General features: G+C 66.7%; 22 protein-coding genes. 14 read left to right on the top strand and 8 right to left on the bottom strand.

Features of this window, described 5'->3' with window-relative positions; all coding sequences use genetic code 11:
* The first annotated feature begins 49 nt into the window (after positions 1 to 49).
* From HUN08_RS07015 to HUN08_RS06990, 6 genes are all read left to right on the top strand, one after another.
* Complete coding sequence (locus HUN08_RS07015) at positions 50 to 1,348, top strand: WXG100 family type VII secretion target (RefSeq protein WP_124247484.1); 1,299 nt, start codon at positions 50 to 52, stop codon at positions 1,346 to 1,348.
* Positions 1,345 to 2,094, top strand: a complete 750-nt coding sequence (locus HUN08_RS07010) for an ESX secretion-associated protein EspG (RefSeq protein ID WP_124247485.1) — start codon at positions 1,345 to 1,347, stop codon at positions 2,092 to 2,094. Before HUN08_RS07015 ends, HUN08_RS07010 begins: the two co-directional genes overlap by 4 nt.
* Before the next feature lie 75 nt (positions 2,095 to 2,169).
* Positions 2,170 to 2,463, top strand: coding sequence for a hypothetical protein (locus HUN08_RS07005; RefSeq protein ID WP_124247486.1), 294 nt, complete (start codon positions 2,170 to 2,172; stop codon positions 2,461 to 2,463).
* 2 nt (positions 2,464 to 2,465) lie between these two features.
* Positions 2,466 to 3,692 carry a hypothetical protein gene (locus HUN08_RS07000; protein ID WP_124247487.1) on the top strand — a complete coding sequence of 409 codons (1,227 nt, stop codon included), beginning with the start codon at positions 2,466 to 2,468 and terminating at the stop codon, positions 3,690 to 3,692.
* A gap of 10 nt (positions 3,693 to 3,702) precedes the next feature.
* Entirely contained in the window at positions 3,703 to 4,332 is a 630-nt protein-coding gene (locus HUN08_RS06995) for a hypothetical protein (RefSeq protein ID WP_124247488.1), read from the top strand.
* Positions 4,329 to 4,880 carry a hypothetical protein gene (locus tag HUN08_RS06990; RefSeq protein ID WP_124247489.1) on the top strand — a complete coding sequence of 184 codons (552 nt, stop codon included), beginning with the start codon at positions 4,329 to 4,331 and terminating at the stop codon, positions 4,878 to 4,880. Before HUN08_RS06995 ends, HUN08_RS06990 begins: the two co-directional genes overlap by 4 nt.
* A 1-nt stretch (position 4,881) precedes the next feature.
* Here HUN08_RS06990 and HUN08_RS06985 read toward each other — a convergent pair whose 3' ends face one another.
* Positions 4,882 to 5,307 carry a YbaB/EbfC family nucleoid-associated protein gene (locus tag HUN08_RS06985; RefSeq protein ID WP_124247490.1) on the bottom strand — a complete coding sequence of 142 codons (426 nt, stop codon included), beginning with the start codon at positions 5,305 to 5,307 and terminating at the stop codon, positions 4,882 to 4,884.
* Positions 5,304 to 5,660 (bottom strand): hypothetical protein, encoded by a 357-nt coding sequence (locus tag HUN08_RS06980; protein ID WP_124247491.1) that lies wholly within the window; start codon positions 5,658 to 5,660, stop codon positions 5,304 to 5,306. The genes HUN08_RS06985 and HUN08_RS06980 overlap by 4 nt, the downstream gene beginning before the upstream one ends.
* A gap of 77 nt (positions 5,661 to 5,737) precedes the next feature.
* On the opposite strand from HUN08_RS06980, the gene HUN08_RS06975 reads away from it, so the two are divergent.
* Positions 5,738 to 6,412 (top strand): hypothetical protein, encoded by a 675-nt coding sequence (locus HUN08_RS06975; protein ID WP_165353413.1) that lies wholly within the window; start codon positions 5,738 to 5,740, stop codon positions 6,410 to 6,412.
* A gap of 28 nt (positions 6,413 to 6,440) precedes the next feature.
* On the opposite strand, the gene HUN08_RS06970 is transcribed toward HUN08_RS06975, so the two are convergent.
* Positions 6,441 to 8,066 carry a MinD/ParA family protein gene (locus HUN08_RS06970; protein ID WP_124247493.1) on the bottom strand — a complete coding sequence of 542 codons (1,626 nt, stop codon included), beginning with the start codon at positions 8,064 to 8,066 and terminating at the stop codon, positions 6,441 to 6,443.
* A 146-nt stretch (positions 8,067 to 8,212) separates the two neighbouring features.
* On the opposite strand from HUN08_RS06970, the gene HUN08_RS06965 reads away from it, so the two are divergent.
* The 3 genes from HUN08_RS06965 to HUN08_RS06955 all read left to right on the top strand — a co-directional run bounded on the left by HUN08_RS06965 (position 8,213) and on the right by HUN08_RS06955 (position 12,522).
* Positions 8,213 to 9,430 carry a MinD/ParA family protein gene (locus HUN08_RS06965; protein WP_174900891.1) on the top strand — a complete coding sequence of 406 codons (1,218 nt, stop codon included), beginning with the start codon at positions 8,213 to 8,215 and terminating at the stop codon, positions 9,428 to 9,430.
* Between the two features lie 56 nt (positions 9,431 to 9,486).
* A complete protein-coding gene (locus tag HUN08_RS06960) occupies positions 9,487 to 10,245 on the top strand; it encodes a hypothetical protein (protein WP_124247494.1) in 759 nt (252 codons plus the stop codon).
* Positions 10,246 to 10,344: 99 nt separating this feature from the next.
* A complete protein-coding gene (locus HUN08_RS06955) occupies positions 10,345 to 12,522 on the top strand; it encodes a protein kinase (protein WP_124247495.1) in 2,178 nt (725 codons plus the stop codon).
* A gap of 27 nt (positions 12,523 to 12,549) precedes the next feature.
* Here HUN08_RS06955 and HUN08_RS06950 read toward each other — a convergent pair whose 3' ends face one another.
* Positions 12,550 to 13,371, bottom strand: coding sequence for an Fpg/Nei family DNA glycosylase (locus HUN08_RS06950; RefSeq protein ID WP_124247496.1), 822 nt, complete (start codon positions 13,369 to 13,371; stop codon positions 12,550 to 12,552).
* Positions 13,364 to 13,837 carry a ribose-5-phosphate isomerase gene (locus HUN08_RS06945; RefSeq protein ID WP_124247497.1) on the bottom strand — a complete coding sequence of 158 codons (474 nt, stop codon included), beginning with the start codon at positions 13,835 to 13,837 and terminating at the stop codon, positions 13,364 to 13,366. Before HUN08_RS06945 ends, HUN08_RS06950 begins: the two co-directional genes overlap by 8 nt.
* Positions 13,838 to 13,886: 49 nt before the next feature.
* On the opposite strand from HUN08_RS06945, the gene HUN08_RS06940 reads away from it, so the two are divergent.
* Entirely contained in the window at positions 13,887 to 14,891 is a 1,005-nt protein-coding gene (locus tag HUN08_RS06940; protein WP_124247498.1) for a M48 family metallopeptidase, read from the top strand.
* A gap of 30 nt (positions 14,892 to 14,921) precedes the next feature.
* Here HUN08_RS06940 and HUN08_RS06935 read toward each other — a convergent pair whose 3' ends face one another.
* The 3 genes from HUN08_RS06935 to HUN08_RS06925 form a co-directional block, all read right to left on the bottom strand.
* Complete coding sequence (locus HUN08_RS06935) at positions 14,922 to 15,524, bottom strand: DsbA family protein (RefSeq protein ID WP_124247499.1); 603 nt, start codon at positions 15,522 to 15,524, stop codon at positions 14,922 to 14,924.
* A 35-nt stretch (positions 15,525 to 15,559) separates the two neighbouring features.
* Positions 15,560 to 15,820 carry a CopG family transcriptional regulator gene (locus HUN08_RS06930; RefSeq protein ID WP_165353414.1) on the bottom strand — a complete coding sequence of 87 codons (261 nt, stop codon included), beginning with the start codon at positions 15,818 to 15,820 and terminating at the stop codon, positions 15,560 to 15,562.
* Between the two features lie 69 nt (positions 15,821 to 15,889).
* A complete protein-coding gene (locus HUN08_RS06925) occupies positions 15,890 to 16,132 on the bottom strand; it encodes a hypothetical protein (protein ID WP_124247501.1) in 243 nt (80 codons plus the stop codon).
* Positions 16,133 to 16,381: 249 nt separating this feature from the next.
* Here HUN08_RS06925 and pepN point away from each other — a divergent pair, with 249 nt between their 5' ends.
* The 3 genes from pepN to HUN08_RS06910 all read left to right on the top strand — a co-directional run bounded on the left by pepN (position 16,382) and on the right by HUN08_RS06910 (position 21,531).
* Entirely contained in the window at positions 16,382 to 18,961 is a 2,580-nt protein-coding gene (gene pepN, locus HUN08_RS06920) for an aminopeptidase N (RefSeq protein ID WP_124247502.1), read from the top strand.
* Positions 18,962 to 18,992: 31 nt separating this feature from the next.
* Entirely contained in the window at positions 18,993 to 20,363 is a 1,371-nt protein-coding gene (locus HUN08_RS06915) for a cation:dicarboxylase symporter family transporter (protein WP_124247503.1), read from the top strand.
* 445 nt (positions 20,364 to 20,808) lie between these two features.
* Positions 20,809 to 21,531 carry a hypothetical protein gene (locus HUN08_RS06910; RefSeq protein ID WP_124247504.1) on the top strand — a complete coding sequence of 241 codons (723 nt, stop codon included), beginning with the start codon at positions 20,809 to 20,811 and terminating at the stop codon, positions 21,529 to 21,531.
* Positions 21,532 to 21,777 lie beyond the last annotated feature (246 nt).

The following is a 21,777-nucleotide window of genomic DNA, read 5'->3' as shown; positions in this document are numbered from 1 at the left end:
TTCAGTACGCCCGAATCCTACCTTCTCCCGAATTAACAGGAGTTCTTTAGTGTCCAAGGAACATCCCCATAGCCTACGTGAGAGATTCTTTGGGCGCTATCGTCACGACCATCCGGACGAACGTTCGCAAAGAAACGCCGACCTCATCCAAGGCGGAAAGAATCCCACCACAACGGGAAGAAAAGGGAAGATTGACGCCGGCGGAAATGTTGGACAGGAGCCGCGAGGGCTTGATACCAAATACATCAAGGGCAGCGCAGCGCCGATCAAGAGTGATCTGATTTCGACGCGGGCAGATAGATGGAGCGCGGGAGAAGAGGCCTACACCCACTCGCAGGATCTCTTGAACTCAATCATGCAGATCATGGGAAACTCGTGGACCGGGGAGGCCGCGAACCAGATGCTCGCCTCAGTGGAGACATTCTCGCAAGTGGGCGAGCCCATGAAGAACAGTGCCATCAAAATGCAGAACCATCTGCATTCTACCGCGGACCGCTTCGGCAAGACGAAGGAAGCGATCGAGGCCGCGTCCAAAGGCGGCGAAAGCAAGTTTCAAAGGTTCGGCGATGTCGTCTTTGGGGATAGTTCGATCAGCGACGAGGTCAACGAAGCCGCCGAAGAGCAGCGGCGTCTCAACGAGATCGTCTCGAGCATGTTCAATCCGGCCGTCAACGACGTCAACAACCACAAAATCGAGGACTTGATGGTCCCCGAAGTGGTGGGCGGAATGCCCGGCGTCGGTGGCAGCGGTGGCGCGGGTGGGTCCGGCGGTGCGGGTGGTGGCGGGGGCACGGGTGGTGCCGGCGGTGCGGGCCCGTCACCGGCCGGGGTGAATGTGCCCAAGTCGCCGACCGGGAACACGCCGTCGCCGTCGAAGGGCAACCCGTCGTCGGGATCCCCCAACGCCAATACTCCCTCGGCACCCAATGGCTCTGGCAACGGAGACAAGAACGGCAACGCCAACAAGTCCGGCACCCCGGTCGTCCCCGGTACTCCGATCGACAAGAAGAAGATCAAGACGACACCGGCCGGACTCGGCGCCGGTGGCGCGGGCAGCGGAAAAGGCGGCGGTGGCGGAAAGGTCGGTGCCGGCGGGCTCGGCGCCGCGGCCAAATCCACCCGTCCGGCCGCGATGTCACCGCGCACCGGCCTGCAAGCAGCGATGCAGGCCGAGAAAGCCGCGGCCTCAAAGGGATCGGGCAACCCGATGATGGGCCGCGGGGCCAGTGCGTCGAAGAATGCCGACGGCAAAGAACACAAGGCCGCCGACTACCTGGTCACCAAGGAGAACACCGAAGAGATCATCGGCGAGCAGGCGCCCGTCGCTCCCCCGGTCATCAACGAATGAGCGTGTGGACACTGACCCCCACCGAGTTGGCGGTCCTGTGCGATGCCGATGGGTTCGATCGCTTGCCTTACCCACTGTTCGCGAACCTCGACGACGTTGATCCAGACGATCGAGACGCCGTCAACGACGCCGCGGAAGCACACCTCCTGACCACGATGACCGAGGCACGGGCTGCCGCCATCGACACCCTCAACCGCCCGTCGCACCGGATCAGCGTTGTCGCGTTCCCGCTCAACAACCGCAAGCGCGGGGTGCGGATCGCGTCCGGGTTCCGCGACGGCAATGCCGTCATCGCCTCCCAATCCACCGCCCCCGGCGACCCCTGGGCCCACCGCGGCGGCAGCGTCAGCATCACCAGTACCGACCTCGCCGGCTGGATCACCGCCCTCGTCTCCGCTCTACCGCCCAGAGAACCCGGGCGTCTCCCGCCGGTCCCCAACATGACGAGCACCGACGAACCAGACTCCGTGCTGATCAACGCCACGCCCGACCCGGTCGATCGCGCCAGACACATCCTCCTGACGGCCCCCACGGATCTACTCGGTGAATTCATCCTCGAAGAGCTCGACGTCCAGGACACCACCGTCCTCTCGCGAGCACGAGTCGCCATCGGTGACATCACCGGCGACGGTCGATACGCCGCCTATGGCCGAAAGACCAAGTCATCCACCCCCGTCACCGCAAAGCAACTCACCAGACTCCTCACGCAAGTCGTCAGCGATCTGAAGTACCACCGCAAGGTTTGACCCGGCGCCCGGTGATAGCCTGCTTTCGGTCCAGCGCCGCAATCCTGACAATCCAGACCTCGAATGGAGTCCCCGATGGCCCCGGATCCGACCACGGTCAACGTCTCGCACCTGCATGATCTCGCGACGAGTGCGCGGTCCGCGTCGAAGGCTATCGGCCAGGCGAAGCCGCTGAACGGCGGCCACGACCCAGAATCCGACGCCCGAGGGGCGCTGGTGGCCCGCAGCCTGGGTGACTCGGCGATCGCGCTTGACAAGGCAATCGAGTACCACGCACAGCGGATTGCGCACTTCGGCGACCTGGCCACCAAGTCAGCGAATGCCTACGAGCACACCGAGCGCAACAACCGCCACCGGATCGGGGGCTAGGGGTGGGTAGCTATGCACCCCGGGTGGTGGCGAAGTGGACGTTCGCCAGCGGCTATCAGACGATCGCGGAAATGAAACGGCGCGGCGAGAACTTCCGCGCCGCCGTTCGGTCATCGAGTGTCGAGTTCGATTCCAGCGGCTCCGATTGGGCCGGAAGCGCCGGGGACGCCGCCCGCAACCTGTCCCGGATGCACGCCGACGATGCACGCATCACGGCGAACGTCATCGAAGACATCGCCGACCAAGCGGGCCAGCTCTTCGATCAGCTGAAGCCCGAGGCGCAGGTGGTCAAAGAGGCGTTGGACGAGGTCGACCATTCGGAGTATCAGCTGCTGTGCAACGACGACGGCAAGGTCTATTCGAAGCTGTCGAATGAAGAATGGATCGAGAAGTGGGGACCGTCGGCCGTTTACAAGCTGCCGTTGAAGGAAGCCAAAGAGCACGACCTTACCTCCAAAATCACCGCTGCCCTTTCACGGATCGAGATCATCGACAAGACCGGGTTCGAGAAGCTCAATTCCAATATGGAGAAGCTGAGTCGGGCCGTTCAGGAGGGCGCCAACAAACTGCCGTCCGATAAGGATCTGGCCGAGATCATGCGCAAGTACCAGACCAAGGCCAGCAAGAAGTCCTACCTCTTCCCTCCCCCCTGGCTGCGGACGGCGCTGAAGGCGATCGGCATGGACAAAACACCGGAGATGCTCACCGAGGAAGAGATTGCCATCATACTTTCACTCAACCACGGGGATCCCGCGGCTTTCGCGGCTTCGGTGTACGACTTCTACAAGATCAAGGAACGCGCCGAAAACGAGGCATGGGCACAGTTCCCCCACGACGTGGATCCGCACAACAGGAAGAACCTCGTTGACAGCGGATACTCCGACGCTTTCCGTCACACTTACTGGAACGCCCTGATGACCAGGCGTTTCGGAGCGGACTTCGCCAAGGCGTACGGCACCGCGCACGAGGGCCTCGGCGGCAATGCTCCGGCCCGCGAGGCGATGGACCTGTACAACAACGAGGTCGGCCGCAAGATAGCGATGGAGAACCCCAACGCCTCGCCGGAGGAACTCGCCACGAAGGTGCGCGCGTCGATCAGCAACGGGGACAACATCGTCGTCGGACACGACCTCCAGATCCATCGCAGCACTGCGGACGGCGCCGCCCACGCTGACGGCAAGGGCACCGGGGTGCCCCGCACCACCGGCATCCCGATGCCGGCGAACTAGCGGAGCAATCGTGAAGCCCAAACGCACCCGAGTGTTCGCCGCGCTACCTATCGCGCTCGCCTTGCTCGTCGCCGTTTCTTCCTGTCACCTGGCCGGCCGGAAATCGGCGCCCACCGCGGTGAAGCCCTGCACGGGGAGCTTCCGCTATGCCGACGGACCGACGCCCCTCGGATCAAACGAGGCCTTTCTACAAGCGCTGCAGAGAGCGGCGCTGGCTGGACGCCCCACCACACTAGAGCAGATCACCGACGCCGCCGGCTGGCCCCGCGAAGCGGCCGCCGACTGGCCCAGTCCCAGGTACACCCACGTTGTGGTCTACAGCGCGCGAGCGGGGTTCACCAAGGCGGACCTCGACGAGATGACCTACTCCGATCAGCACAGCCCGCCGCCGCCGTGTTGGCACGGATTCGACTTCCGCTCACCGCCCGATCCGGCGGGAAACCACGGCGGAACCTACATCTTCCAAGACAGCCTCACTCCCGTGCAGAGCGTCCCGTGGACCGGGTCGCACCCGATCCTGTACTCGACCGAGCGCAAAGCACGGATCACGTGGGAGCAGAAGCTGATTCCCTACCGCGCCGGACCTGACGGGATACCGCTGCTGCTGGCCGAACCGGAATGGAGTGTGCCGTACCGATGACCACTGGGACCACTGCTCGCACGCTGGCACTGCTCGCCTGCGCCACCACCACCGCGCTGTCCCTCACCGCGTGCATTCCGATGCCGAACTCGAAGAAGTCGTGCGACGTGACGTTCCCAGTCGACTCCCCCGAGCGTCTCGGCTCGGGCCCCGCCTTCGTCACCGCGGCCGCTCGACGAGCCGCCGACAAGTCACGGCTGACCTCGGTCGACGAGATTGCCGCCGACGCCCATTGGCGACGCGACTTCGATCAGATGATCGTCCTCGCGGCCAACACCGCGAGGCGCGCCCAGAACATCATGGAAATCTCCTATCCCGAGCAGAACATCTGTTTCACCGGCACCCCCTCCGTCGGCGGACCCGACGGAGTCGCCTACCTGTTCCTGCGCGACGGCCAACCGATCCAATACGTCGGACTGACCGACAAGGGACCGATCGAAGACCTCCGGAACGACCAAGGATTCGACGGCCCGATCGCCAGGGGGCAGGCGCTCATCCCGCTGAACGGCACACTCGTCGCCCTCGACAAGCGCCCGCCGCCCCGCTGAACTACTGCTCGGGCGACGACGGCCCGGCGATCTCTGCCGACTTCTCGTTGAACGCGGTGATGACGTCACCGACCTGACCGAAAGCCTTCGCAACGGCCGCAGACGCGGTAGCGACGATCTGGGCACCCAACTCGGCGCCCGTCTGCTCCATCGCGGCGTCGTCGAGCCACAACCCGGTCAGCTCACCCTTGCCGTTCACGTCGACGGTCACATAGCCGTCTTCGGACGACTCCCGGATGCTGATGGCACCCATCTCTTCCGCGGCGGTCTGGATGCGATCCAGCGCAGCGGTCGCGGCCTGCTGCAAATCGTCGAAAGTGATGGCGCGCTCCGGCGGCAGTGGCGGCGAATCCGGCAGCGGTACCGCCGCGGGAAACCCGTTCTCGTTCACCGGCCACGGCGGCGGCGTCGCATTCTTCTCGTTCATACCCGCCTCAACCACGTCTCTGGCGGCTCGTCGTCGGACTCGTCCTCGGCGGCCCGCACGTCGTCGGCGGTCGGCAGACCCATGTAGGAGAGCGTCGCGGAGTCGACGCCGGCCGCCACCAACTGCTCCCGACGGCGCAACCCGGCGGTCAACGCGGCCTGCCGGCACAGCCCGACGATTCGTTTCGCCAACACGGCAGCCGGCTGATCCATCTCCGACGCCTCGATGGTGATCGCCCGCGGCAGTCCCTGTTCGGTGGTCTCGACGACGATCGATCCCGACCGCGTCGCGGCCCGCCCCACCGTCGGCACCATCCACTCCTGCGGTGGCGGCGTCTCGTTCTCCGCGTCCATATCCTCCCCACCCTGATCTGGCATATCCGGCGTTACCCACCGGTCACGCGGACCAGCATAGGTTAGGCTGACGCACCGTGAACCAACCCCCCGTGACGCCAGGACCTTCCGGACCCCCGTTCGGCCCGCCGAGCGGGCCATCCGGGCCGCCCTTCGGACCTCCGAGCACCCCTCCGCCCGGATTCCCGGGCGGTGCCCCGACCGGTCCTCCCCCCGGGTTTCCGGGCGCGCCGCCTTCGCCGCCCGCGGGGCCGCGCAAGTCACGCAAGGGACTCATCATCGGACTCTGCGTCGGCGCCGTCGTCCTGGTGGTCGGCGCCATCGCGGCGGTCGCCCTGATCTTCTTCCGCGGCGACGGGTCGACCATCCCGGCGTTCGCCGTCGGCGACTGCGCGTCGGGCCTGCCCGACGACGCGGTGAAGGCCCCGTGCGACTCCCCCAACGCCACCTACCGCGTCATCAACGTCGTCAAGACCAAAGCGGAATGCGGGAAAGAGGACGGCAAGTTCGCTCTCTCCGACGAGCGCGTCTACTGCGCCGACGCCAACATGCTCGTCGGTCACTGCTACGACGACTCCACCAAGTGGCTGCTGCCCTCGCCGGACTGCGCGGGATACGCGTTCCGGGTCATCACGATCATCCCCGGCGACCACACCGACGACTGTGCTTCCGTCCCCGGAGCCAACAACTGGATCCGCAGCAGGGGCGCACCCTTCACCACCTACTGCGGCTGGCGCAAGCCCGTGAGCTGATACCGCTCGAGAGCTGACACCGCGCGGGCTACGGCTGCTGCGGCGGCATGGGCGGCAGCGTCATCTGGCTGTCGATGCCCGGTTGCGGCATGGGCTGCTGCTCAGGACCCCCCTGCGGCATCCCGTAGCCGCCCTGCTGCATAGCGTGGGCGGGCATCTGGCCCCACGTGTTCTGCGCGGCCGGCTGTCCGAAGGAATCGGCGACCGTGGCGGCCAGCTCCAGGAATGCCGTGCGCGTACGCGAGTTCAGCGAATCCAGGTCGATGTGACTGCCGACGGCGAGATGCTCGTCGTAGGGAATGATCTGCACCGCGCGGACCTTGCCCAGGAAGTGCTGGGTCAGCATGTCCAGGTCCACCAGCGCACCGCCGGGCTTCGACGCGGAGATGACGACGACGGCCTGGCGCACCAGGTGCTGGTAGCCGTGCAGACTGAGCCAGTCCAGCGTCGCCGTCGCGCTCTCGGCCCCGTCGATCGCCGGTGAGCTGATGATGATGAGCGAGTCCGCGACATCCAGCACGCCGCCCATCGCCGAGTGCATGAGTCCGGTACCGCAGTCGGTGAGAATGATGTTGTAGTGCCGCTGCAAGATGTCGATGACCTTGCGGTACTCGTCCTCGCTGAACGATTCCGAGATCACCGGATCGCGCTCCGATGCGAGCACCTCCAGGCGCGACACCGCCTGCGACGTGTGCATCCGGATGTCCGAATAGGTCTCGGTCCGCTCGGCACTGAGCAGCGTGCGCACCGTCGAATTGGTCTGGCGCGGGATGCGGCTGGCCAAGGTGCCCAAGTCGGGATTGGCGTCGACGGCGATCACGCGGTCACCACGCAGGGACGCGAAGGCCGAGCCGATGCCGACGGTCGTCGTCGTCTTGCCGACACCGCCCTTGAGGGAGAGCACGGCCAGGTTGAACTGCCCGCTGATCGGTGCGCGAACGCGTTGCACCAAGGCGTTGACCTGCTGCTGGCTCTTGCTCTCGCCGAGCTTGATCAAGCCGCCGGACGCCGCGTTGACGGCTTTGCGCCATCCCTGCTGGGCGAGTTTCCGCTGCTGCGGCTCGTGTAGGCCCAGGTGCGACTGCGGACCCTGCTGCTGCATGGCGTGCGCCACCTGCGGCGGCACCGCGGCCATCGGAACCTGTTGGCCGTAGTAGGCCTGCGGCGGCATCTGCTCGGAGTATCCCGGGCCCTGCGGAGGCATCGGGATCGGGCCCTGCGGCATCGGCATGCCAGCCATCGGCATCTGCTGCATCGGGCCGCCTTGCGGCATCGGCCCCTGCGGCGGCAATCCGGGAGCGGGCTGGAAGCCCTGCGGCGGCATCTGCTGTACCGGCGCGTTCGGCGGCGCCTCCTGCAGCGGCCCGGGCTGCGGCGATCCCTGCGGCACCGGTCCCGGCGCCGGCGGCCCAGGGACGATCGGCTGCGGCGCGGCCGGCTCCGGCGGGCGCTGTTGGGCCGGGACTACCGCTCGATCCTCGTCGGCTTCGGCCGACTCAAGGGGGCCGACGTGGGAGTTCTCACCGAGCACTGCGCCGTCCAGTTCGAGCATCGGCACGGGCGGCGGAGGGGGTGGCGCGGTAGTGGGGGTACCCCCACCCGACTGCAGCCAGGGCGGGTCCACAAAAGCATCGTCGGCGTACTCGTCAGCCATGAAAAACGTAGCCCCCAGAAAGTTTCGGAAACAGCGCCGATCATCGTACCCGCACTGAACGGGCCGCACCGACCTGACCACTGGTAGCGTTCACCGCGTTAGCGGCACTCCCCGGGTGTCGCGGAGGTATCCACCTGGGAGGACTCATGGCCGACGAACAGCAGGCCGCGGCGGAATCGTCTGCCGCCCTGCCGAGCTGGGTGCCCCTCGGCGACGACCAACCGAATGACGACGCGGTGGTGCCGTCGGCCTCGATCACCCCGCAGGCATCACCCTCGGCACCGCAGGTCACCCCGTCCGTGCCGCCGCCACCCCCGGTCCGTCAAGCGGTACCGCCGCCGCAGCAGTACGTCCAACCTGCTCCCCCGATGCCGCGGCCACCGATGCCGCCGATGCCGCAGCAGATGCCTCCGGGGCAGTACGCACCCGGTCCGCCACCCGTGCAGCACCGCCCGCCGGCCCTTCGTCCGCAGGTTCCGGGCGTCGACAATCTGGCGTCGATGACGCGCACGAGCATGCGACAGAGGTGGCGGGGACTGCCCGGTTTCGGTCGACGCGGCGTCGGGCAGACCAGCATCCACGAACAGCTGCTCGCCCGCGTCAACCAGCCGATTCGCGGCGACTACCGCATCGCCGTCCTCTCGTTGAAGGGCGGCGTGGGCAAGACGACGACGACCATCGGCCTGGGCGCCACCTTCGCCACGCTGCGCGGCGACCGCGTGATCGCCGTCGACGCCAATCCCGACCTCGGCACGCTGGCACAGCGCGTCCCGTTGCAGACGAACTCGACCGTCCGCGACCTGATCGCCGACACGACGATCCAGCGCTACTCCGACGTCCGCGCCCACACGTCGCAGGCACCCAACCGGCTCGAAGTGCTCGCCTCCGAGCGCGATCCCGCTCAGGCCGAATCGTTCAGCGAGGACGAGTACCGCCAGGTGATGGCGATTCTGCAGCGCTACTACAACATCATTCTGACCGACTGCGGGACCGGCCTGAGCCACTCGGCGATGCGCGGGGTCCTCGACCTGGCCCACTCGATCATCCTGGTCACCTCCCCCGCGCTCGACGGCGCGCGCAGTGCCGACGCGACCCTCGACTGGCTCCAGGCCCACGGATACGGCCACCTCGTGTCCAACGCGGTGCTGGTGATCAGCAGTTCGCGCGCCGGCTCGTCGCGGATCGACGCCGACCAGCTCGCACAGCACTTCCTCACCAAATGCCGGGCCGTGCACGAACTCCCGTACGACGAGCATCTTGCCGAGGGGTCCATCGTCGACCTCGATCAGGTCAGCCGTGCGGCGCGCGAGGCGCTCACCGAACTCAGCGCCACCATCGCCGACGATATGGGCCGCATCAATTGACCAGTGCGTGGGACCAGCTCTCCAATACCGCGCGCCTATGGATGCTCTACGTTTTGATGTGGTTCTTCGCTGCGTTTTGGCTGTGGCACGGTAGCCGGGCAGTGCTCGACGGGCGGTGGCTGTATGCGCTCTTCTACCTCCCTGGGGCCATCGCCTGGCTCGCTGCCTGGTTCCCCATCGGTGAGGTGCACCGCCATCGTCGTCCCGAGTACCGTCCCGATCCGAGGTCGATCCGGGTGACCAACGACGGCATCGTCTTCAGACAGTCGACGGCAGTGCGGCTCTTGACCGTCGTTGCGATTGTCTGCACCGTCATCGCCGGTGCCACATTCGCACTCGGCACCTGGACCGGCCGCCTGTCGTTTCCCATGCCGTCCGAGTCGCAACGGCTCGGCTTTCCCGTAGTCGGAGCGGCGTTGGCCGTCTGGTACGTGGTTGTTGGAACCTGGTTCCTGTTCGGCTGGGCACGGTTCCCCGAGGTGAGGTGTTCGCCGACGACAGTCACCTCTCGCCGGTTCCTCGTCTCCCAGCAACTCTCGTGGGACGAGATCACCGACGTGGAGGCCGTCGCCGACGGCCGAAACGCCGGTATCCACCTCGCGACGCGCGGCATCGACTTCGTTCCCTGTCACCGCTTCGCGCCGGTGAAGTTCGGGACGGAATCGGGGCCGGTCATCTGCCCGGCCGACCTCCTCGCCGTCGGCACCTACCGTCTGCTGGATTTCCTCGAGTTCTACCGGGCAAACTCCGACGCCCGAGCCGAATTGGCCGACGAGCGCGCTGTTCGTCGGGTTCTGGCCGCTTTCTGCGACTGAGCCCGCAACCCTACTGATTGGTCTGATGTCGGCATCGCCTCGTATCCTTTCCTAGGTGCGCACATCGCAGCACAAGGCAGACCTACGGGGGCAGTACTGATGGCGTTCGAACCGGGCGAGGTGTTCGCGGGCTATCGGATCATCGATGTCCTCGGGACCGGCGGGATGGGCACGGTGTACCGCGTCTCGCATCCGCGCTTGGAGCGCGAGGAGGCGCTGAAGACGGTCCGGGCCCAGACCGGCATGGACAACGCCGACGAACGCTTCCGACGCGAGGCCCGCGCCGCGGCCAATCTGCATCATCCCGGCATCGTCACCATCCACGAGTTCGGCGTGACCGACGGTGTGCCCTGGTACACGATGGACTATCTGGCCGGCGAGGATCTGGCCGCGACCGCCGGCCAGTTGCCGGCCCCGACGGTCGCCCAGACCATCAGCCAAGTCGCTGCCGCACTGGACTATGCCCACGCGCGCAGCGTGATCCACCGCGACGTGAAGCCGGCGAACATCATTCTCACCCGCGCCCCGTCCGGCCATCTCGACCGTGCCATCCTCGTCGACTTCGGCATCGTCAAGGACACCGCGACCAACCCGGTGAACCTCACCCAGCCGTTCGCTCCCTTGGGCTCCCCGCCCTACATGGCGCCGGAGATCATCCGCGGTGAACCGGCCTCGCCCGCCTCGGACCAGTATTCGCTGGCCGTCACCGCCTTCCAGGCTCTGACCGGCCACACGCCGTACACCGGGTCGACCGGTGAACTCCTCGCCGCGCACACCACCGCGCCGCCGCCCGCCATCTCGCGCCACCGGCCCGACCTCGCCGCGGCCGATCACGTTCTCACCCGAGCACTCGCCAAGAACCCCGCCGAGCGCTACCCCACCTGCACCGACTTCGCTACGGCGCTCGGTGCCGCAATCTCCACCCCGTCTCAGCAGACGCTGATCCCCGGGGCGATGACCACGCCGATACCGCCCGCCGTGAGCAGGCCGCCGCAGCCCAACCTGTTCCCCACCCCCGCCGCGCACACCCCCTACCCCGGCACCGCCATCAACGGCCCGTTCCCCGGTGGTGTCACCAGCCCGACATTCGTGACCGTCAAGCCGAAGCGGAAGCGGAAGAAGTACCTCATTGCCGCCGTCGTCGCCATCCTGCTGGCCGCAGGCGGGACGGTCGGCGGAATTGTCGCGACCCGCGACCACCACCCGATCCAGAACGAGGCCTGGCACATCCCCAATCCGCCCGGGGTGCAAAAGGGTTCGTGGACCTCGATCTCCACCGCGGCGAACTACGGGCTCAACGCGAAAGGCATCACCGCCTGCGGCATTGCTGCCGGAAAGGTCTATTGCTGGGGAACCGACGACTCCCGCTATCAGCTGGGCACCGGAAAGCAGAACGGGCCAACCACCCAGCACCTCGTCGCGGGGCAGAAGAGCGACAGCAATGTCTCGGACATCTCGGTGGGTAGCGACTATTCCTGCGCGATCGGCGGGCCGAAGCGCAAGGTCTCCTGCTGGGGCACCGGCCCGCTCAACGTCTCCGACGACAAGAAGGACACCGAAGGCCCCGTCACCGACGCCATCAGCATCAGCACCTCGCCCTACCGGGCGTGCGCCGTCGTCGCCGATGGCACCGTGAAGTGCTGGGGAGCCACCGGCGCCCTCATCCCGCCATTCGACAAGAGCAAACCCGGTTCGGATCGCGCCACGGCGATGAATATCTTTCCGCCCTCGACAGCAGTCCTGACCACGCTCATGTCGACCTGCGTCATCTCCACCGGACCGGCCAACGTCACCTGTCAGGCACAGACGGCTACCGGTGCCCCGATCGAGAAGCCGTCCGATTTCCCCGCGTACGCGGCCACCATCGCCGGGCCGTCGGGGGTCGTCGCTCTGGCCGCTACCGGGTTCGGCAAGACCTGGTGCGCCGTTACCAAGACCTCGGTCTACTGCTGGGGACAGGGCCTCTACGGAATGGTCGGCAACGGCCAAAACGACGTCGGCCCCTTCAGCCCGACCCGGGTCGACGTCCTGACCGACCCCACATCGGTCTCGGGCGGCGACGACTACTTCTGCGCTGCCGCCCACGGTCTCGCCTACTGCTGGGGCAACGACGTGCTCAAGACCGGCCGACTCGGTCTGCCGGCTGGCGAATACTACGTTCCCACGCAGGTCCCGGGGCTTTCCAGAGTCACCCAGGTGGCGGCGGGCGTCACGTTCACCTGCGCCATCGCCGATGGCGAACGTTACTGTTGGGGACAGCCACCGAAGGCCGCGTGATCGCCGACGCCGCTGCGGGCTAGGTCGCTACGGCTGACACGTCGGGCACCAGAACAGGTTCCGGCCCTCCATGACCGCATGGGCGACGGGGGTGCCGCAGATCCGGCACGGTTCACCGGCGCGGCGATAGACATAGGTGCGCGGACGGTCGGGCCGGTACGACGGGGCGCCGTGATCGTCGTCGGGGCGCATCACATGCATCTGGCCCCGGCGCACGCCCACCGGCATGAGGAGCAGCAGGTCGGTCCAGAGTGCGTCGAACTCCTCGTCGGAGATCGATGTCCCGGGACGGTACGGGTTGATACCCGCGCGGTACAACACCTCGGCGCGGTAGACGTTGCCGACGCCGGCGATGACCTTCTGATCCATCAACAACGCGCCGACGGGTCGTTTGGAGCGCTGGATCGCCGCTTTCGCGCGACTCGGGTCGGCGTCGGCACGCAGCGGATCGGGCCCGAGGCGGGCGATCAGATCGTCGAGGTCCGCGGGCGTGTACAGCTCACACGCGTTGGGACCGCGCAGGTCGACGGCAGCATCGGGCCCGACGATCCGCAGCCGCACCTGTCCGACGGGCGGCCCGGGCGGAACCGGCAGGTCGCGGAAGGCGCCGTAGATACCCAGATGGATGTGGACCAGCTGCCGTGCTCCCGCGCGCGGCGTCGAATCCGGCGATCGGTATTCCTGGACGAGGTGCTTGCCCCACGCCTGCGCGCGGTGAAAGGTCCAGCCGTCCAGGGCGGCCGCCTCGTCGGCGAAACGCCCCTGCGGGCTGCTCAGCGCGACCGGATGCCCGCCGAACAGTCGTTGCTGACGTCGGGCGAGTCGGTGAAGGGTATGTCCCTCAGGCACCGGGCACGGCGGGGGCGATGCCGGTGCGCTCGTACTCGGCGAGGATGTCGATGCGACGCTGGTGCCGCGGCTCCTCCGACCACTTCGCCGCCAAGAAGGCGTCGACGATGGCCAGCGCCTCTTCCTCGGTGTGCATGCGGCCGCCGATACCGATGAGCTGCGCGTTGTTGTGCTGGCGGGCCAGTTCGGCGGTTTCGGTGCTCCACGCCAGGGCGCAGCGCGCACCGGGCACCTTGTTCGCGGCGATCTGCTCGCCGTTGCCGCTGCCGCCGAGGACGATGCCCAGGCTGCCCGGGTCGGCGACGGTCTTCGTCGCGGCGTCGATGCAGAACGCCGGATAGTCGTCGAGCGCGTCGTACTCGTGCGCGCCGCAGTCGACCACTTCGTGGCCGGCGGACCGCAGGTGCTCGGCGATTCGGTTCTTCAATTCGAAGCCGGCATGGTCGGCCCCCAGGTAGACGCGCATGGCGCCACTATAGTTTGGAGTCGTGGCGCAACCAGAAACGACCCCCGGCATGACTTCACCGATCCCTTCGGTCCCGGGGATCCCCGCCGGACCGGCCCCGGAGCCGCTGCAGCTACCGCCCGACGCGCATTGGCTGCCTCCGGCCCGCTTCGCCGGCAGCCCGCAGCGGCATCCGTGGGAGATCCCGATGCTAGTGGCCGTCATCGCCATCACGGTGCTGGTCTACGGGGGCTTCATGGTCGCCGTCGCGACGACCAGCGTGAGCGCGAAACTCCTCACCGTCCTGCTGTTGCCGATCATCTACGCCGTCGGTCGTGGCATGAACTACGCGAAGCCCCGCGTCAACGGCGTCCAGTTGACGCCGACGCAGTTCCCCGAGGTGTACCAGATGGTCGTCGACGCGGCGGCCCGCTACGGGCTGGAATACGTTCCCGACGCCTATCTGATCAACGGCAACGGGACGATGAACGCCTTCGCGTCGGGCCACGGCTACCGCCGCTTCGTCGTCGTCACCAGCGACCTGTTCGAAGTCGGCGGACAGGCCCGAAGTCCCGAGGCGCTGCGCTTCGTCATCGGCCACGAGGTGGGCCATATCGCCGCCGGTCACGTCTCCTATTGGCGCCAACTGGCGTCGAGCATCGGGATGTCGATCCCGATCATCGGCACCACCCTCTCGCGTGCGCAGGAGTACACCGCCGACAACTACGGCTACTACACGCGACCAGACGGCTCACCCGGTGTGATCGGCGCTCTCTCGTCGGGCAAGTACCTGCTCTCCGCAGTCGACTTCGATCAGTTCGCCGACCGCGCCACCCAGGAACGCGGCTTCTTCGTCTGGCTGATCAACGCGCTCTCGACCCACCCCGTGCTGACCTGGCGGGCCGCGGCGCTGCGCGACCGCACCCGTGCCGGCGCCATCCTGTTCCGACCGGTCGAGGCCAAGCGCGACGCCGGCTCGGGCAACGCGATGACCCTCATCCCCCAGCCGGCGCACCCCGCGGCCGTCCCCGAGGGCTATCTGCCCAACGGGATGATCTCGCAGACGCGCCCGTAGCCGACGCGCCGAGCCGAGTGCTCGGCCCTCTCAGTCGAACTGCGGCTCTTCGGTGCGCGTGCGCTTGAGTTCGAAGAAGTGCGGATTCGACGCGACGGCGACGACCCCGTCCCACAGGGTGCCGGCGTCCTCGCCGCGCGGGATCCGCGAAAGCACGGGACCGAAGAACGCGGTGCCGTTGACGTGAATGGTCGGAGTACCGACGTCGTCGCCGACCTTGTCCATGCCCTCGTGGTGACTGGTGCGGATCGCCTCGTCGAAGTCGGTCGAATCGGCGGCCTGCGCGAGTTCCGCGGGCAGGCCGACGTCGGCGAGGGCGCCGCGGATCACCGAGTCGAAGTCCTTGTCGCCCTCGTTGTGGATGCGGGTGCCCATCGCCGCGTAGAGCGGCGCAAGCACCTCGTCACCGCGTTGGGCAGCGGCGGCGGCCAGCACCCGCACCGGCTTCCAGGCATCCTTGAGCAGCTCGCGGTAGGAGTCGGGGATGTCGCGACCCTCGTTGAGCACGGCCAGGCTCATGATGTGGAAGTTGACGTCGATGGGCCGCACCTTCTCCGCCTCCAAGATCCAGCGGGAGGTGATCCAGCACCACGGGCACAACGGGTCGAACCAGAAATCAACACGATTGGTCATGGTTACGTTGTACTCCACCGCGGGCGGACGCGAGCCTACGAGGCCTCCACGTGCCGTTCGAGGTATTCGACGAGGGCGCGACGAATGATCTCGGCGGGTTTGACGCGTTCCTCGGCCGCCTGCGCGTCCAGCGCGTCGCGGATGTCCTGGGGTAGACGGACCGAAGTCGTAGGCGTGTTTCCACCAGCCTCACGACGCCCCGCGGGCCGCCCTTCCTTGAGCTTCACGAATGCTCCCGGACCCACGACGGGTTCACCCACCGGACGCCACTCCCCTGCTTGAAACGCGTCCGACATGGCTTGATACTCGTCATCGGATCGTCGGGCCATTGCTTTGCCTCCACTGCCGCCTTGAGTTCCATTTCATCACTTTCGCTGCTTCCCGGCCAGGTCGCCGGGACCGACGAAGCTCCCTATCCCTGCCGTTCGCACAGTTCCAGTCGTGAGGTACATGGCGTGAAACACCACGATCGTCTCGCCGTCGTCATCGAGCTCACCCAGCACCTCCACGAGTGGTTCGTTCTCGTCGGCGCGCCCCACAAACAGCGACGCGTCGGTGGCGACCTGTGCCTCGAAGTCCCCGACGACGAGAAACGGATACTCGACCACGCAACGAATCTCGGCATCGGTGATTCCGTGCTGCCGCGCGATCGGGTGAATCTCGATTCACCCGATCGCAACGTACCTAGCTCTCGCATTAAATGCACTGCATTTACCCATGCTTGCCGACTCCGACGGACGGCATCGACCACCGGTACGTGAACCGTAATGATGCTCGGGCCGGCCGAGTCCCTGCTCCGCGAGTTATCCACAGGCCGAAACCCATGCGCAGGCACCGACGTCGTTACGCTGTAGCTCGTGACTGAGCCGAACCTGACGCGCGACCAAGCAGCTGCCCGCCGAGACGTCCTGACCGACGTGGCCTACCGGATCGATCTGGACCTGACCGACGGCAACGGCAAGCCCGGCGAGACGACCTTCCGATCGACGACGACGATCACCTTCGGCGCACGCCCCGGATCGGAGACCTTCGTCGATCTCGTTGCCCCGCAACTGATCTCCGCGACACTCAACGGAGCGGCGCTCCCCGTCGACGGTTACGACGAAGAGGTCGGCCTCGCGCTGAGCGGTTTGGCCGAGCACAACGAGCTCGTCGTCGTCGCCGATTGTGCGTACTCGAACACCGGTGAGGGCCTGCACCGCTTCGTCGACCCGACCGACGGCGCGGTGTACCTGTACTCGCAGTTCGAGACCGCCGACGCCAAGCGGATGTTCGCCTGCTTCGACCAGCCCGACGTCAAAGCCGTCTTCGACGTCACCGTGAAAGCACCGGCCGATTGGCAGGTCGTGTCCAACGGCGCCACCGCTTCGACGACCGCCGACGACGACGGCAGCGCGACGCATGTCTTCGCGACCACTCCCCTGCTCAGCACCTACCTCGTCGCCCTGATCGCCGGACCGTATTCGCATTGGGCCGACGCCTACTCCGACGAGCACGGCACCATCGACCTGCGACTGTTCTGCCGCGCGTCACTCGCCGAGCACATGGACGCCGACCGCCTGTTCACCGAGACCAAGCAGGGCTTCGACTTCTACCACCGCAACTTCGGCGTCCCCTACGCCTTCGGCAAGTACGACCAGCTCTTCGTGCCCGAGTTCAACGCCGGCGCGATGGAGAACGCGGGCGCGGTGACCTTCCTGGAGGACTACGTCTTCCGCTCGCGGGTCACCAACTACCTCTACGAGCGCCGCGCCGAGACGGTGCTGCACGAAATGGCGCACATGTGGTTCGGCGATCTGGTGACCATGCGCTGGTGGGACGATCTGTGGCTCAACGAGTCCTTCGCCACCTTCGCCTCCGTGCTGTGCCAGGCGGATGCGACGCAGTACAAGAACGCCTGGACCACTTTCGCCAACGTCGAGAAGTCGTGGGCCTACCGCCAAGACCAGCTGCCCTCGACGCACCCGGTCGCCGCCGACATCCCCGACATCGCCGCCGTCGAGGTCAACTTCGACGGCATCACCTACGCCAAGGGCGCCTCGGTGCTCAAGCAGCTGGTGGCCTACGTCGGCCTCGAACCCTTCCTGGCCGGGCTGCGCGACTACTTCGCGGCCCACAAGTTCGGCAACGCCACCTTCGACGACCTGCTGGCCGCGCTGGAGCGCTCGTCGGGACGCGATCTGTCCGATTGGGGCGCGCAGTGGCTCAAGACCACCGGCATCAACGTCATGCGCCCCGATTTCGAGATCGGCGGGGACAAGACCTTCACCCGCTTCACGATCGTCCAGGAGGGCGCCGCGCCGGGCGCCGGTGAGACGCGTGTGCACCGGATGAAAGTGGGCGTCTACGCCACCGACGACGACGGCAAGCTGGTGCGCACCAGCGTCGTCGAGCTCGACGTCGACGGCGAGCGGACCGACGTCCCCGACCTCGTCGGCACCGCGGCGGGCGAACTCGTGCTGCTCAACGACGACGACCTCACCTACGCCTCGGTCCGCCTCGACCCGGCGTCGCTGATGGTGGCCACGGAGCGGATCGCCGACATCGCCGACCCGATGCCCCGCACCCTGATCTGGTCGGCCGCCTGGGAGATGACCCGGCAGGCGGAGATGACCGCGCGCGGCTTCGTCGACCTGGTGTCGCGCGGGATCGCCGCGGAAACCGAGATCGGCGTCGTCCAGCGCGTCCTGCTGCAGGCGACGACCGCACTGGACTCCTACGCCGACCCGCAGTGGGCGGCGTCGACGGGGTGGCCCGCCTTCGCCGCACGTCTGCTGGAGCTGGCCCGCGGCGCCGAGGCGGGTTCCGACCACCAACTCGCCTTCGTCAACACCCTGCTCACCGGCGTCACTTTCGACGACCAGCACGCGGTTCTGCGCGGTCTGCTCGACGGGGACGACCCCGCGTCGCACGGACTCGCCGGACTGTCGGTCGACACCGATCTGCGGTGGCGCATCGTGAAGGCCCTCGCCGCGGCCGGCGTCGTCGACGTCGCCGAGATCGACGCCGAACTGCAGCGCGATCCGACCGCCGCAGGCAACCGCAACGCCGAGGCGGCGAAGGCCGCGCGACCAACCGTCGAAGCCAAGGCTGCCGCGTGGGAGGCCGCGATGGGCGACGACTCGTTGGCCAACATCACCGTCCGGTCGATCACCGAAGGTTTCGTCCGACCAGGTCAGGGCGCACTGCTCGCGCCGTATGCCGAGAAGTATTTCGCGACCGTCGCCGACGTCTGGGCGCGACGTTCGAGCGAAGTGGCCCAAACGGTCGTCATCGGCCTCTACCCTGGCTGGGACATCAGCGACGATGGGCTCGCCAAGGCGGACGCCTTCCTCGGCGCCGACCACCCGCCCGCGCTGCGGCGACTGGTCCTCGAGGGTCGTGACAGTGTCGCCCGGGCCTTGCGGGCCCAGCAGTTCGACCGCACCGGGGCTTAGCCGCCTCTTGACCGAGCCTTCGAGGAGACCCGTGGCCACCGACGTCGAGCATCTCGATCCCCTGCCGTCCAAGCGCAAGCGCGACCGCACGCATTGGCTCTACATCCTGGTGATACTCGGGGTGATCGCGGGCGTCATCGTCGGCCTGGCGGCGCCCGGTTTCGGGAAGGATGTCGCCTTCCTCGGCACCATGTTCGTCAGCTTGATCAAGATGATGATCGCTCCGGTCATCTTCTGCACGATCGTGATCGGCATCGGATCGGTGCGCAAGGCGGCGACGGTGGGCCGGGTCGGCGGCCTGGCGTTCGTGTACTTCCTGATCATGTCCACGGTCGCGCTGGGCATCGGCTTGATCGTCGGGAACGTCCTCAAGCCGGGAACCGGGCTCAACCTGCACCCCGACGCGAGCAAGGGTGCCGAACTCGCCAACAAGGCCCACGAGTCGGGCGGGACGATCGACTTCCTGCAGGGGATCATTCCCGACACCCTGCTTTCGGCTCTCACGTCGGGTCAGATCCTGCAGGCACTATTCGTCGCCCTTCTCGTCGGCTTCGCGATCCAGGCGCTGGGATCGGACGGGGAGCCGATCCTGCGGGCCGTCGGCACCTTCCAGAAACTCGTGTTCAAGGTACTCTACATGGTGTTGTGGACCGCCCCCATCGGCGCGTTCGGCGCGATCGCCGGCGTCGTCGCCCAGACGGGCTGGTCCGCGGTGCGCGAACTCTTCGTCTTCGTACTCGCCTTCTACGCGACCTGCATCCTGTTCGTCGTCGTGGTTCTCGGGCTGCTGCTGCGACTGGTCACCGGACTGTCGGTGTTCCGTCTCATCCGGTACCTGGCCCGCGAATACCTGCTGATCTTCGCGACCTCGTCGTCGGAACCCGCACTCCCCTCGCTCATCGCGAAGATGGAGCACCTGGGCGTCAACACGTCAACGGTGGGCATCGTCGTCCCCACCGGTTACTCGTTCAACCTCGACGGGACGGCGATCTATCTGACGATGGCGTCGCTGTTCATCGCCGACGCCACCGGTCACCCCATGAGCTTCGGTCAACAGATCAGCCTGCTGCTGTTCATGATGATCGCCTCGAAGGGCGCGGCGGGGGTCACCGGAGCGGGCTTGGCCACGCTAGCCGGCGGACTGCAGGTACACCGGCCGGATCTGCTCGACGGCGTCGCCATCGTCGTCGGCGTCGACAGATTCATGTCCGAGGCCCGGGCGCTGACGAACTTCTCCGGCAACGCCGTCGGCACCCTACTCGTCGGGACGTGGACACAGACCATCGACCGATCCCGCGCCGAGCAGGTGCTGAGCGGGCAACTGCCCTTCGATCCGGCACAGGCGATCGAGGGCGAAATCGTCGGGTCCGACGGCGCGGCAGCCGACCCGTCGCGACACTGAGCCAGCAGCCCGTCGAAACCGGACACACCTCACACATCGGGTAAACCGAATGTGAGGTGTGTCACTTATTTACGCGGATTCACGCGATGGCCACTCGCCGAAAATGTTGAATCCATGTTTCTCATCGCCCCACCAATGACGCCGTTGTTACCGATTCTCGCACTTCGGCAGTCGATGAAACGTTTGTTTACATTGCCGGAACAATTGATATTCCGGGCGCCGGATTGATCCAAGGATTCCCTTATTTGCCTTGGTGATCACGGATTGATAAACCTATTCGCGACGGCCCTGACCAGGGCCTACCACCCCAGGTAGGCGCTACATGGCCGCACAGTCGGGTTTGGTGGCAACGGCGCCACGCCCATCAAACATTCAGCCCGATTTCACCGTATTCCGACGCCATTGGCCGGATCAGCGAAAGTGAGTGACACAGATGATGAACACCTTGGCAAAAGGCATCGCGGCGACCGCGTTGACGGGCGGCGCCCTCGCACTCGGCACCGGTATGGCCAACGCGGCACCGGTCCACCCGAAGCCGGCCCACCCGGTCTACAGCAAGCAGGCCCCGGTCGACCCGTACCGGATCGTCGCCGGAATCGCCCCCGGCGTCACCTACACCGGCGACTCCAAGGCCGGTGCCGCCGAGCTGCGGACGCCGTGGGGCGTCGTCCGTACGGCGCAGGGGCGCTTCTCGCTCGCCGACAACGGCGGGCGCACCGTCGCTGGCGACCCGACGATCAAGGCCCTCCCCGAGGCCAAGGGGGCGCCCGTCTCGGCTACCTCCACGGCTCTGGGGTCACCCCAGCTGGGAGCTGTCCGCAACCAGGTCGACGACTCCACGTCGAATAAGCCGCTGAGCGAGGCGGACAAGATCGCCCTTCGGGAGGCATCGGTCAGCAAGGTGGCGACCAACTTCGGTCTCGCCTACGGCGTGGGAGCCATGGTCGGCGGCGTCGTCGGCGGCGTGATCGGTTGCCCGATCGGCGCAGTGGCCATGCAGGTCGCCGTGCCGATCCCGCTGGCGGGCGCCGTGCTGGGCTGCGCGGTCGGCCTGGGCACCTTCGGCACCACCGGCGCCATCCTGGGCGGCGCGGCCGTCGCCACCCCGGTCGGCATCGTGAGCACCGTCCAGCAGATCCAGTATCTGCAGTCGAAGGGCGCGCTGTGAGTTAATGGCGTAATGCCGGTTAAGGGGCTGTTGGATGAACGATTGTCCAACAGCCCCTTAATTCGCGTCGGACTATATTTCGCAATTCCGACATTGCTCCCAATCGGCAATGACGTGCAGTGTTATGCATTTGTTATTGGCCAATGGGCTTGATACACCTTTAGTCGATTCCACTGTCGTTATCAGGCCATTGCCAGAATTGCCGGGATCACACTAAAGGGAGAAATGAATCATGCGTCACATTAT

This window comes from Gordonia sp. X0973, from assembly GCF_013348785.1.
Taxonomy (GTDB): domain Bacteria; phylum Actinomycetota; class Actinomycetes; order Mycobacteriales; family Mycobacteriaceae; genus Gordonia.
Note: the sequence above shows the minus strand (reverse complement) of the source record. Positions and strands in the feature narration are given on the sequence as shown.